Raw genomic sequence first — 12,538 nt, 5'->3', positions numbered from 1 at the left:
TCAGGCAATCTGCCGCCACAACAAAAAGCCGTTCGCCGGATGAAATTTCCGCAAGACGGTATCGGAGAGTGGAATGCCAGAGATCAAGGTTGTGACCGAAGTTGCGGGGCGCGTTTGCGCGCTTCCTGTTGAAGCCGGCAGCAGCATCGGCGATGGCGACGAGATTGCGTTCGTCGAAGCGATGAAGATGGAGATACCGGTCACATCGACGGCAGCAGGCAAAATCAAGTCGATTCTGGTGAGGATTGACGATGTCATCGCCGAAGGCCAGGCGATCGCGATCGTCGAGACCTGACGGCGGGCGTGCCGCCGCCGCGCGCGGATCAAATTCCCAGATGCCGCATCCTGGGTGGTGGTTGCCTTGCAGCCAACGCAATGGCGCACGCTGTTTCGCTTTCGAAACATTCTCGATCAAACAGTTTCGTATGACGAAACAAATGCCGAGCAACCGCTCGTTTTGTAAACATCTGTTCGAAAGTCGGCATCTTCTCGAGCCGGCCGCGTCACGGCCGACGCTGAGGCGCACTCGGTTGCGCGCGCCCTGATTGCGTTGCACAACAGGAGGCGATGAAACGATCGCCTCCTCCCGTCACCGCCTCTACCGTCAACTGGGCCCGCTCGCAGCCGCCGCTGCTGCGGTTTCTGCACACTTGTTACGCAAATTTCCTCACCGAGGACGGCGGCGCGGTTGCCGACTACATCCCTGAGCTCGGCAAGGCCGATCCTGCCCATTTTGGCATCAGCCTGGCGACGCTCGACGGCCATGTCTACGAGGTCGGCGACACCAGGGTGCCGTTCACCATCCAGTCGATGTCGAAGCCGTTCGTGTTCGCGGTGGCGCTGGACACGCTGGGCGCCGAGCGGGTGGAAAGCGTGATCGGCGTCGAGCCGTCCGGCGACCCCTTCAATTCGATCCGGCTCAATGCCGACAACCACCCGTTCAATGCGATGGTGAACGCCGGCGCGATCGCCTGCTCCGGCCTGCTCCACGCCGACAAGGGCGACGGCGCGTTCGACTTTATCCGCCAGGCGCTCGGCCGCTTCGCCGGCCGCGAGCTCGACGTCGACGATGCGGTCTACACCTCCGAGAGCGCCACCGGCGACCGCAACCGGGCGATCGGCTATCTGCTCCGTACCAACAGCGTGATCACCGACAACGTGCCTGCGGTGCTCGACGTCTATTTCCGGCAATGCGCCATCCTCGTCACCGCGCGCGACACCGCCGTGATGGCGGCGACGCTGGCCAACCGCGGCATCAATCCCTTGACCGGCGAACAGGTGGTGACGCCCTACGCGATCGCGCGCACGCTGTCGGTCATGACGTCGTCCGGGATGTACGACTACGCCGGCGAATGGATATACCGCGTCGGCATCCCCGCCAAGAGCGGCGTCGGCGGCGGCATCCTGGCAGCGCTGCCGGCGCGGCTCGGGCTCGGCAGCTACTCGCCAAAACTCGACAAGCACGGCAACAGCGTGCGCGGCATCAAGGTCTGCGAGGCACTATCGGCGCATTACGACCTGCACATGCTGAACCGCAGCGACGACGCCCGCCACAGCATCATCGCCGACTACAATATCGGCAAGAACCCGTCGCGCCGGGTGCGCCGGCCGCAGGAACAGGAGATCCTGGCCAGGCATTTCCAGGAGGTGCGCGTGATCGAACTGGTCGGCACGCTGTCACTCTCCAATGTCGACTACGTCTCACGCCGCCTCGCCGGCAGCCCGCGGCCGGAGTTCGTGATCTTCGATCTCCGCCGCGTCACCGCGACCACCCGCGCCGGCGCAAGGCTGGTCGCGGAGGCCTTCCAGGAACTCGCCGAGCTTGGCGTCACCGTGATCCTGTCAGGCATCAAGCGCACCTCGCGCGAATGGACCACGATCAGCGAATGGACCAACCGGCTCGGCAACATCAGGGATTTCTACCTGCTCGACACCGCGATCGAATGGGCCGAGGACCAGATCGTCTACCGTTATGGCGGCTCGATCGACTTCCTCGAGACGACAGAGCTTTCCGAGCAGCCGCTGCTGGCCGGATTGAGCGAAGCCGAGATCGCCGACCTCGGCTCGCTCTGCGCGGTCAGGACCTACCAGCCGAACCAGAAGATCATCGCCGCGGGCACCGAGGCGGCCTCGCTGTTCTTCCTGCGCAGCGGCGTGGTCCACGTCACCCTGCCCGACGGCATCCGGCTCGCGACCCTGACCGCCGGCATGGCGTTCGGCGAGATGGCGCTGCTGGAGCCGAAGCGCTCCGCGGATGTGGTGGCCGACATGTCGGCGACCACCTATGAGGTCGCGATCCCGGATTTCGAGCGCTTCCGGGAGCAGCATCCGCGCGCCGGCGAGCGGATCATGCGCAACCTCGCGCAGATTCTCGCCGAGCGGCTGATCGTGGCGAACGCGAAGGTCGATCTGCTGACGTCGGGGTAGCTCTTTCTTCTCCCTCGCCCCGCTCTTGCGGGGAGAGGGTTGGGGTGAGGGGCTGCACCCGGCGTCGAACTCGCGGAGACTCCCCCTCACCCGGAGCGCATTGCGCTTCGCTGCATGCGCTCCGGCCTCTCCCCGCGAGCGGGGCGAGGCGAAGGAGTCTGGGCCCGGCTAAACCTCAGCTTACCACTTCCGTCACCGGCTGCATGTCGATCTCGAACGTCTCGAGGAACTTCGACGTCATGATGTAGAAGCCGACCGAGAGCTGCAGCTCGATCAGCGCGGCCGGCGTCAACAGCGCCGCGATCGCCTTGAAGGTCGCGTCCGTCGGCTTCTTCAGCTTGACGATCTCGTCGGTGAAGGTGAGCGCGGCGCGCTGCACCTCGTTGAAGCAGGTCGCCGACTGCCAGTTCTCGAGCGCAGCGTTCTGTTCGTCGGTGACGCCGACATTCTTGCCGATGCGCTTGTGCGCGACGATCTCGTAAGGCGCCTCGCAGAGAATGCCGGTGCGCGTGATCGCGAGTTCGCGCACGATCGGATCGAGCTCGCCCTTGTGGCGGATCGCGCCGCCGAGCCGGCAGTACTGTTCAAAATAGCTCGGCGAATGCGCCATCATGCGGAAGATGTTGGCGTTGCGGTTCTTGTCGAGGATCTCGCGGGTGCGCGGGCTTGCCTTCGCGGGATCGGAGTAATCGATACGGGCCATTTCCTAACCTTGATCTTGCTGTCGTTTCTGTCGGGTTCCGAACACTAGAGACTTTTCCGTTCCGATGAAATCGGAACGGGGCTCTAGATCCTTGTTTTGACGCGTTTTCTTAACGCGAACCGGTGTCCACTTCGCTTGAAAACGCTCCGCACGGGCTGCCGTCGCAGGAGCAACACGCCCGAGTCAAATTGCCGCCGCATTCAAAGACAACCCTGCCAAAGTCGATATTCGCTGAGTGGGGACTCGTCAAAAGCGAATGCTCGACGCGGGGTGTTCCGAGTAAAAAATCTGGCCATCGCGCGCGCAATCTGCGCAGCGATGAGTCACGCCCAAGTCTAGGGGAAACGCATGAAGGAAGCCACCAAGAGGGCGGCCTCGGAAGCGCTTGCGCAAATGCTGGCGGTGACGGCGATGCTCGTCATCGCCAGCTTTGTATTTTATTGGCGATAGTATCCGCAACTAGAGGGGCAAGAATGATCTGGATCAGCCTGGTTTCGCGTTCTGACCGGGTCGTTCAGCCCCTCATTTCGCCTTTGCGAAATACGGCACCAGCCGTCCGGCAAATTGCGTGAAGCGCGCCGAGACCTTGTCGCCGATGGCAAGTTCGTTGTCGCCATGCGCCATCATGCGGAAGCCCTCGTCGGCATCGACCAGCACGATGTTGTAGGGCACATGCGCCCGCGTCTCCGGCGTCGCGGCACGGCAGACCAGCGATGTCGCATACACCGTCCCTGCCCCGCTCGCGCGATGCTCGGCGAGATCAGGCGAGCCGCAGGCCGCGCAAAAACTGCGGCGAAAATATTGCCGCGCGCCGCAGGCGCTGCATGTCTGATAGACGATGGCTTCCGCGCCCTTGGTCCAGTCGGCGATCGGTCCACTCATCGCACGCGCTCCAGGAACATGCTGACATGGGACGACAGCACGCCGCCGTCGCCGTGCAGCAGCGCGACCGAGGCGTCGCGCACCTGGCGGTTTTCGGCGCGGCCGGTCATCTGCAGATGGGTCTCGACCAGATGCGCCATCGCGCCGCCGACGCCGCAATGGCCATAGCTGAGCAGGCCGCCATGGGTGTTGAGCGGCATCTCGCCGTCCTGATTGAAATAGCCGGCGCGCACCCGCGCGGCTGCCTCGCCGCGCTTGGCGAGGCCGAGATCTTCCAGCAGCATCGCCAGCGTGATCGTGAAACTGTCGTAGACCGCGGCATAACGCACGTCCGAGATCGCCAGACCCGACGCTGCCTTCGCCTTCGCGATCGAAATCTCCGCACCGAGCTCGCTCAACGCGGGTGCGGCCGTGATGTGCTGATGGGTATGCGCCTGGGCGCAGCCACGGATGCGGACCCGCCCGTCTCCGGTCGCCTCGCGGCTGATCACGCAGGCCGCGCCGCCGTCGGACACCGGGCAACAGTCGAGCAGCTTGAGCGGCATCGCCACCGGCTTCGAGGCCATCACGTCGGCGACCGTGATCGGCTCGTGGAATTGGGCGCCGGGATGGGTCAGCGCGTGCTTGCGCATCAGCACCGCGAACTCGGCGAGGTCTTCCTGCGTGAGGCCGTATTCATGCATGTAGCGGGTCGCGACCAGGCCGTAATAGGCCGGGATCGTCGGGCCCAGCGTCACCTCGTAGTCGGGATGCCCGACCTGGGCCAGCGCCTGGATCGAGGCATCGCGGCTCTGTCCGGTCAGGCGGTTCTCGCCGCCGACCACCAGCACGTGCTTCGCCACGCCGGCATCGACGAGGTGATGCGCCAGCATCGTCATCGCAAGCCCGGTGGCGCCGCCGACCTGCACGGCGTGAGCGTAGGACGGGCGGATGCCGAAATGCTCGGCGAACACGGTGGCCAGCATGATGTGCGGCGACACCGTGGAGTAACCGCACAGGATGCCGTCGATGTCGGCGCGCTTCAGCCCGGCATCGGAGATCGCAAGCTCGGCTGCCCTGCTCATCAGGTCGAGCGAGGACAGGCCATCATGCTTGCCGTAGGATGTGAGGCCGACGCCGGTGACGAAGCTCATGGTGCTATGACCACCATCAATACGACTTCGGAAGGCCGAGCACCTTCTCGCCGATGAAGCTGAGGATCAGCTGCGGGCTGATCGGCGCGATGCGCGGGATCAGCGATTCCCGCAAGTAACGCTCGACGTGGTACTCCTTGGCGTAACCGAAGCCGCCATGGGTCATCACGGCCTGCTCGCAGGCGTGGAAGCCGGCTTCCGCCGCGAGATACTTTGCGGAGTTCGCCGCGGGGCCGCATGGCAGGTTCTGGTCATATTGCCAGCCAGCGCGCAGCACCATCAGCCAGGCCGCCTCGAGCTCCATCCAGCACTTCGCCAGCGGATGCTGGATCGCCTGATTCATCCCGATCGGGCGGTTGAACACGATGCGGCCCTTGGCATAGTCCGACGCCCGCTTCAGCGCGATCTGGCCGAGGCCGACGGCTTCCGCCGCGATCAGGATGCGCTCGGGGTTCATGCCGTGCAGGATGTATTCGAAGCCGCGGCCTTCCTCGCCGATCCGGTCCTCGACCGGGATCTCGAAATTCTCGAAGAACAGCTCGTTGGAGTCGACCGGCTTGCGGCCCATCTTCTCGATCTCGTGCACGGTGACGCGCTTGCGGTCGAAATCGGTGTAGAACAGGCTGAGGCCGTGGGTCGGGCTGCGCACCTCCTCCAGCGGCGTGGTGCGCGCGAGCAGCAGGATCTTGTTGGCGACCTGCGCGGTCGAGATCCACACTTTCTGGCCGTTGACGATGTATTTGTCGCCCTGCCGCACCGCGCGGGTCTTGAGCTGCGTGGTGTTGAGGCCGGTGTTGGGCTCGGTGACCGCAAAGCAGGACTTGTCGCGGCCGTCGATGATCGGCGGCAGCATGCGCTGGCACTGCTCCTTCGTGCCGAACACCGCCACCGGGTTGAGCCCGAACACGTTCATGTGCACGGCCGACGCGCCGGACATCCCGGCGCCGGATTCGGAGATCGTGCGCATCATGATCGCGGCATCGGTGATGCCGAGCCCGGAGCCGCCATACTCCTCGGGGATGCAGATGCCGAGCCAGCCGGCATCGGCCAGCGCGCGGTGGAAGTCGGCCGGATAGCCGCCCTCCTTGTCCTTCTTCAGCCAATAGGCCTCGTCAAAGCGCGAGCAGATTTTTGCCACCGCGTCGCGGATCGATTCCTGGTTGGCGGAGAGTGCGAAATCCATCTGTCGTCTCCTATGCCTTCAGCGCCTTGGCCGCGCCGTCGCGCAGCATCGCCGCGATCTCCTCAGTCGAGAAACCCGCCTCGCGCAGGATCGCTTCACTGTGCTCGCCGAGCCGCGGCGCCAACCGGATCGGTTCCACCTTGGTCTCCGACCATCGCGCCGACGGCGTCATGCTACGGATACGGCCTTCGGTCGGATGTTCGACGACGGGGAAGACGCCGGTCGCGACCATATGTGGGTCCTCGAGCAGGCTCTCGAGATCGTGCATCGGCATGACGGGGACGTCGGCCTTCTCGAGGATTGCGTTCCACTCGGCCGTGGTCTTGGTCAGCAGGATGCGTGCGAGCTCGGCGTAGACGACATCGATGTTGGTGGCGCGGCCGGCGAAGGTCGCGAATTTCGGATCGCTGCGCAGATCGTCGCGGCCGGTGGCCTTGAAGAAATTCTCCCACTGCTTGTCGTTGTAGACGATCACGCAGATATAGCCGTCGAGCGTCTTGTACGGCCGCCGGTCCGGCGAGAGATGGCGGGCATAGCCGCCCTTGTCGAGCGGCGGATCGTAGGTCAGCCCGCCCATGTGGTCGCCCATGACGAAGCCGGCCATGGTCTCAAACATCGGGATGTCGACGCGCTGGCCCTGCCCGGTGCGGTCGCGATGCACGAGGCTCGCGCAGATCGCGCCGACCGCGGTGAGCCCGACGATGCGGTCGACCAGCGCATTCGGCACGTAGCGCGGCACGCCGTCCGAGGTCTGCGCCATCAGCGCCGGCAGCGCGGTGGCGCCCTGGATCAGATCGTCATAGGCGGGCTTGGCGGCATACGGTCCCTCCTGGCCGAAGCCGAACACGCCGGCATAGATCAGCCGCGGATTGACCTTGGCGACGACGTCGTAGCCGAGCTGCAGCCGCGCCATCGCCTGCGGGCGCACATTGTAGACCAGCACATCGGCCTTCGCGATCAGCCGCAGCACGGCCTCGCGCCCCGCCGGCTTCTTCAGGTCGAGGCAGACCGAGCGTTTGCTTCGGTTGGTGTTGAGGAACACCGGTCCCATGCCGGGATGCCGGGTCGGACCGATCTGCCGCGTCACGTCGCCGTCAGGCGATTCCACCTTGATGACGTCGGCGCCGTAGTCGCCGAGCATCTGCGTGGCGTAGGGTCCCATCAGCACGGTCGTCATGTCGACGACCTTGATACCCTGCAATGGTCCCATCGTGCTGCTCGCTCCCCGGCTGTTCTGGATTGAAGCCTAGTAACGGGAGGTTTTCTCGGAGATCAAGCTGCGCCGGGCGTATGGGCGTATGCGCGGTGGCGGCCGGCGGTTTCCACGAAGCGGAACGCGTGCGTTCCATCAGAGCCGGTGGAGGGTGGGCACGGCGCACGCGCCCTTGCCCATCCTACTGGCCACCCGTCATCACCTCGCGCGCCTTCAGGAGCTTTTCCAGTTCCGCGTTCTGCTGCTCGAGCCGTTCGGCGATGCGTTCCTCGACTTCGGCGCCCGCAGCGCCTGCGGCCTGCTCGATCAGCTGCCTGATATTGTCCCGGAGGATCGCGATGCGATCGTTCACTTCCGACAGCGACAGAGACGTCTCGATTCCCATGGTCCGTTCTCCCGGTGACAAGGCGCACGCAGCTTAGCGCGACGGGAGGCCGTGGCCTATCCCCTAACCGCTTTAGTCACCCCAATCCCACCTGTGCATGGGGTTGTTTTCGATGTTTTCGGTTCAACCGGCCTCATCGCGCCTTAGCCCATGCCTTTGGCCATCATCTCCCGCAGCGCGGTCTTCAGCACCTTGCCGTAATTGTTCTTTGGCAGGGCATCGAGATAGACGTAGCGCTTCGGCCGCTTGAAGCGGGCGATCGAGGCAAGGCAATGCGCGTCGAGCCTGCCGTCGTCGGGGTTGGCGCCATCCTCCAGAACCACGCAGGCGACGACGATCTCGCCCCATTCCGGATCCGGCATGCCGATCGCCGAGACCTCTCGGACGTCGGGATGCGTCAGCAGCGCTTCCTCGACCTCGCGCGGATAGACGTTGGTACCGCCGGAGATGATGACGTCCTTGGAGCGGTCCGACAGCGTCAGGAAGCCGTCGGCATCGAGCCGGCCGACGTCGCCGGTGCGCAGCCAGCCGTCCTTCAGCGTCTCGGCATTGGCCTTCGGATTGTTCCAGTAGCCGAGCATCACGGTCGCGCCCTTGACCTCGATCTCGCCGGTCTCGCCGGCGGGCAGCGGCTTGCCGTCCTTGCCGGTGATGCGCACGGTGACGACGCTCTGCGCGGTGCCGACCGACGCCAGCCGTTCCAGATAGCGCGGATGATCGCTCTGGGCGTGCCAGCCGCGCGACAGCGCCGTGATCGTCATCGGCGACTCGCCTTGTCCGTAGATCTGCACGAAGCGCTGGCCCATCGTCGCCATCGCGTCCAGGATGTCGGCCGTGTACATCGGCCCGCCGCCATAGATGATGGTGCGCAGCCCCTCGCCGTTCTCGCCGCGCTTCCTGGCGGCATCGACCAGACGGCGCACCATGGTGGGCGCCGCGAACATCACGACGTTGTCGAGCTGGCGGCCGAGGTTGAGCACCTCGTCCGGATCGAAGCCGCCGGACTCCGGCACGACGTGTCGGCCGCCCATGCGGACATGCGGGAAATTGTAGAGGCCGGCGCCATGCGAGATCGGCGCGGCATAGAGCGAGGCATCGTGCGGCGTCGCCGGATCGACGTCGACGAGATAGCACATCGACATCGCCAGCAGATTGCCGTGGCTGAGCATCACGCCCTTGGGGCGGCCGGTCGTGCCCGACGTATAGAACAGCCAGGCGAGATCGTTGCTTTCGCGCGGCAGCGGCGCGGGCGCGCCCTCGCCGCCTCGCATCGTCTTGTAGGCATTGCTGTCGACCGACAGCAGGGTCATGCCGGCGGGGCAATCGTCCTTCGCCTCGCTCAGCGCACCGACCGTGTCATCGGAGACGAAAGCGAGTTTTGCGCCGCCATTGCCGCAGATCCACGCTGCCTCACGGCCGTGCAGCTTGGCGTTGATCGGGATCGCGGCGGCGCCGATCCACCAGATGCCGTAGAGGCATTCGAGATATTGCGTGCAGTTCGACGCAAACAGCGCGACGCGGTCGCCGGTGGCAATGCCGTGATCGCGCGCCAGCGCCGCCCCGATCGAGGCGGCGCGGCGGGCAAAGGTCGCGTAGTCGGCGTCGAGATCGAAGCCGGTCAGCAGCGCCGGCGCACCGGGACGTGCCCGCGCCGTCGCCGCCAGCCATTCGGCAATGTTCAAGCTACTTCGCCGGCTCGAGGATCGAGACGTAGTTGGCGACCGCAGCGCCGCCCATGTTGAAGATGCCGCCGATCTGCGCGTTCTTGAGCTGCATGCCCTCGGGCGCCTGGCCCGTGAGCTGCATCGCGCTCATCACGTGCATGGAAACGCCGGTGGCGCCGATCGGGTGGCCCTTGGCCTTGAGGCCGCCGGACGGATTGACCGGCAGCTTGCCGTCCTTCTGGGTCCAGCCCTCCATGATCGCGCGCGCGCCCTGGCCCTTCGGCGTCAGGCCCATCGCTTCATATTCGATCAGCTCGGCGACCGTGAAGCAGTCGTGGGTTTCGACGAAGGAGAGATCGGAGAGCTGCAGGCCGGCCTTGTCCAGCGCGCGCTGCCAGGCGGTGGTGCAGCCTTCGAACTGCAGGATGTCGCGCTTGGACATCGGCAGGAAATCCTGCGCATGCGCGGTGGCGCGGATGTTCACCGCCTTGCCCATGGACTTGGCGGTCTCGGCATCGGTCAGCACCAGCGCGGCAGCGCCGTCGGAGACCAGCGAGCAATCGGTGCGCTTCAGGGGACCGGCGACGAACGGGTTTTTCTCGCTCTCGGCGCGGCAGAACTCGAAGCCGAAATCCTTGCGCATCTGCGCATAGGGATTGGCGACGCCGTTCTTGTGGTTCTTGGCGGCGATCATCGCCAGCGCGTCCGACTGGTCGCCGTATTTCTGGAAATAGGTTTGCGCGATCTTGCCGAACACGCCGGCGAAGCCGCCGACCGTGTCGCCGTCCTCGGGCAGATACGACGCCTTCAGGAGGTTCTTGCCGATCTCCGGGCCCGGCGTCCTGGTCATCTGCTCGACGCCGACCACCAGCACGATCTTCGCAGCTCCCGCCTCGATGGCGCGGATGCCCTGGTGCACGGCGGCCGATCCGGTGGCGCAGGCGTTCTCGACCCGGGTGGTCGGCTTGAAGCGCAGCGCCGGATTGGCCTGCAGCACCAGCGAGGCCGTGAAGTCCTGCGGCGAGAAGCCGGCGTTGAAATGGCCGAGCATGATTTCGTCGACGTCAGATGCGGCAATGCCGGCATCGGCGAGCGCCTCATTGGCGACCTTGACCACGAGACCCTCGACGGTCTCCGCGTCGAACTTTCCGAATGGCGTGTGCGCCCAACCCACAATGCTGGCTGCTGTCATGGCCGTATCTCCCTGTTCCTGTTCGGGAGTTATGTAGCGTATCTTCGTAGCGTTTTCGAGCGAAGTGGATACCGGTTCGCGTCAAGAAAACGCGTCAAACTCAGAATCTCGAACCCCGGTACGGGGTTCTAGGCGGCTTTCAGCGTTTTCATCGCCTTGGCGCACATGGCGGTTATGCCGGCCCAGTTGCCGGCGCGGATATCGGCTGCCGGGCACAGCCAAGAGCCGCCGACCGCGAGCACATTGGGCTCGGCGAGCCAGGTCGCCGCATTGGCCTCACTGACCCCGCCGGTCGGGCAGACCCTGACGTTCGGAAATGGACCGGCCAAGGCGCGCAGTGCCTTGATACCGCCGGCCTGCTCGGCGGGGAAGAATTTGACGACGTCGAAGCCGTGCGCCAGCGCCTGCATCAGCTCGGAGGCGGTCGCGATCCCCGGCGCGAAAGGCAGCCGGCTGGCGGCGACCGCCTTCAACAGCTCCGGCGTCGCGCCTGGGCTGATACCGAACTTGGCCCCGAGCGCCTCGGCACGCGCCAGATCGTCGGCGTTGAGGATGGTGCCGATCCCGACCACAGCGTCCGGCACCTCGGCAATGATGGCCTTGGCCGCATCGACCGCGACCGCCGTGCGCAGCGTCACCTCCAGCGTCCGCACACCGCCGGCGACCAACGCCCTGGCGAGCGGTACAGCGTCCTCGAGCCGCTCGATGGTCAGCACCGGGATCACGGTGGCCTGGCGGATCAGCTCTGCGATCTGGTCCTGCTTTGATGTCGTTGTCATAGCGAGGCCTTGCGGGATGGTGGGGGACGAGGCGCCTTCTTCGGCGGCATGGCGTAGCGTGGAATGATCGCGCCGGGATAGCACACCACGACGCCGGCCAGACGGTGGCCGGCGCGCGCCGCCTCCGTGGGCTCGGCGCCACCGAGCCGTGCGGCAAGATAGGCCGCGGCGAAACTGTCGCCGGCCGCCGTGGTATCGACCACCGGCTTGATCAGCGGCTCCGCCCTCACCTCGTTCGTCCCTGCGTGGGAGCGCACGATGCAGGCGGGCTCGGCGAGCTTCAGCACGACCTCAGGGCTCGAGATGCCGGCGAGCAGCGCCGTGTTGCTCTCGCCGGGATAGAGCGGTGCTAGGTCTTCGGTCGACGCCAGCACGATATCGGCAGTCTCGAACGCGCTGCTGAACACCTGCCGCGCGACGGTCAGGTCCGGCCAGCCGCGGGCGCGGAAATTGGTATCGAACGCGAAGCGCGTGCCAAGGAGCCGCGCCCGCTTCAGCGCCGCCATCAGCCGCTCCCGTCCGTCCTCGCGCAGGATTGAGAGCGTGATCGCCGAGAGATAGACGAGATCGTACGTCGCGAGCGAGTTCAGCAGATCTTCCGTATCGGGCAGGTCCATCAGCTCGCGGGCGGCGGCGCTGTCGCGCCAGTGGAAGAAGCGCCGCTCGCCCCTGTCGTCGGTCTGGATCATGTAGAGCCCGGGCAGCTTGCCGGCCAATCGCACGACATGCTTGGTCCCGATGCCTTCCGCCGCCCAGCCGGCGATCATCTCATCGCTGAGCGGATCATCGCCAAGCGCCGTGATGTAATCGATGTGGACGCCGAGCCGGGACAGATAGACCGCGGTGTTGAGCGTGTCGCCGCCATAGGAGCGCGAATAAAGCCCGCCGGGCTGGCCGCCCGGCGCCTGGCGCAGCTCGATCATGCATTCGCCGATGCTGGCAACCCTGGTCATACCAAGACCCGCGCGCCTGCGGAG

Annotated in this window: 12 protein-coding genes; 2 read left to right on the top strand and 10 right to left on the bottom strand. The window is 65.6% G+C overall.

Features of this window, described 5'->3' with window-relative positions; all coding sequences use genetic code 11:
- Positions 1–73: 73 nt before the first annotated feature.
- Positions 74–295, top strand: a complete 222-nt coding sequence (locus tag AKN84_RS00570; RefSeq protein WP_050418842.1) for an acyl-CoA carboxylase biotin carboxyl carrier protein subunit — start codon at positions 74–76, stop codon at positions 293–295.
- A gap of 272 nt (positions 296–567) precedes the next feature.
- Positions 568–2,427: a glutaminase A gene (gene glsA, locus AKN84_RS00565; RefSeq protein ID WP_050418841.1), complete on the top strand. Its 1,860-nt coding sequence runs from the start codon at positions 568–570 to the stop codon at positions 2,425–2,427.
- A 175-nt stretch (positions 2,428–2,602) separates the two neighbouring features.
- Here the strand turns inward: glsA and AKN84_RS00560 are convergent, their stop codons facing one another.
- From AKN84_RS00560 to AKN84_RS00515, 10 genes are all read right to left on the bottom strand, one after another.
- Complete coding sequence (locus AKN84_RS00560) at positions 2,603–3,130, bottom strand: carboxymuconolactone decarboxylase family protein (RefSeq protein ID WP_050418840.1); 528 nt, start codon at positions 3,128–3,130, stop codon at positions 2,603–2,605.
- Positions 3,131–3,652: 522 nt separating this feature from the next.
- Positions 3,653–4,012, bottom strand: coding sequence for a Zn-ribbon domain-containing OB-fold protein (locus AKN84_RS00555; RefSeq protein WP_050418839.1), 360 nt, complete (start codon positions 4,010–4,012; stop codon positions 3,653–3,655).
- Positions 4,009–5,145 carry a thiolase family protein gene (locus tag AKN84_RS00550; protein ID WP_050418838.1) on the bottom strand — a complete coding sequence of 379 codons (1,137 nt, stop codon included), beginning with the start codon at positions 5,143–5,145 and terminating at the stop codon, positions 4,009–4,011. The genes AKN84_RS00555 and AKN84_RS00550 overlap by 4 nt, the downstream gene beginning before the upstream one ends.
- Positions 5,146–5,161: 16 nt before the next feature.
- A complete protein-coding gene (locus AKN84_RS00545; RefSeq protein ID WP_050418836.1) occupies positions 5,162–6,328 on the bottom strand; it encodes an acyl-CoA dehydrogenase family protein in 1,167 nt (388 codons plus the stop codon).
- 10 nt (positions 6,329–6,338) lie between these two features.
- Positions 6,339–7,538 (bottom strand): CaiB/BaiF CoA transferase family protein, encoded by a 1,200-nt coding sequence (locus AKN84_RS00540; RefSeq protein ID WP_050418835.1) that lies wholly within the window; start codon positions 7,536–7,538, stop codon positions 6,339–6,341.
- Between the two features lie 184 nt (positions 7,539–7,722).
- A complete protein-coding gene (locus AKN84_RS00535) occupies positions 7,723–7,926 on the bottom strand; it encodes a hypothetical protein (RefSeq protein ID WP_050418834.1) in 204 nt (67 codons plus the stop codon).
- Positions 7,927–8,069: 143 nt separating this feature from the next.
- The gene (locus tag AKN84_RS00530) at positions 8,070–9,608 is read right to left on the bottom strand and encodes a class I adenylate-forming enzyme family protein (protein WP_050418832.1); all 1,539 of its coding nucleotides are present in this window, start codon (positions 9,606–9,608) and stop codon (positions 8,070–8,072) included.
- 1 nt (position 9,609) lies between these two features.
- On the bottom strand, positions 9,610–10,782 hold the full coding sequence (locus AKN84_RS00525; protein ID WP_050418831.1) for an acetyl-CoA acetyltransferase: 1,173 nt from the start codon (positions 10,780–10,782) through the stop codon (positions 9,610–9,612).
- Between the two features lie 128 nt (positions 10,783–10,910).
- Positions 10,911–11,561 carry a bifunctional 4-hydroxy-2-oxoglutarate aldolase/2-dehydro-3-deoxy-phosphogluconate aldolase gene (gene eda, locus AKN84_RS00520; RefSeq protein WP_050418830.1) on the bottom strand — a complete coding sequence of 217 codons (651 nt, stop codon included), beginning with the start codon at positions 11,559–11,561 and terminating at the stop codon, positions 10,911–10,913.
- On the bottom strand, positions 11,558–12,514 hold the full coding sequence (locus AKN84_RS00515) for a sugar kinase (protein ID WP_050418829.1): 957 nt from the start codon (positions 12,512–12,514) through the stop codon (positions 11,558–11,560). The genes eda and AKN84_RS00515 overlap by 4 nt, the downstream gene beginning before the upstream one ends.
- Positions 12,515–12,538: the final 24 nt, after the last annotated feature.

The sequence above is a fragment of the Bradyrhizobium tropiciagri genome, from assembly GCF_001189845.1.
GTDB lineage: Bacteria > Pseudomonadota > Alphaproteobacteria > Rhizobiales > Xanthobacteraceae > Bradyrhizobium > Bradyrhizobium tropiciagri.
This window is presented reverse-complemented; position numbering and strand designations above follow the sequence as displayed.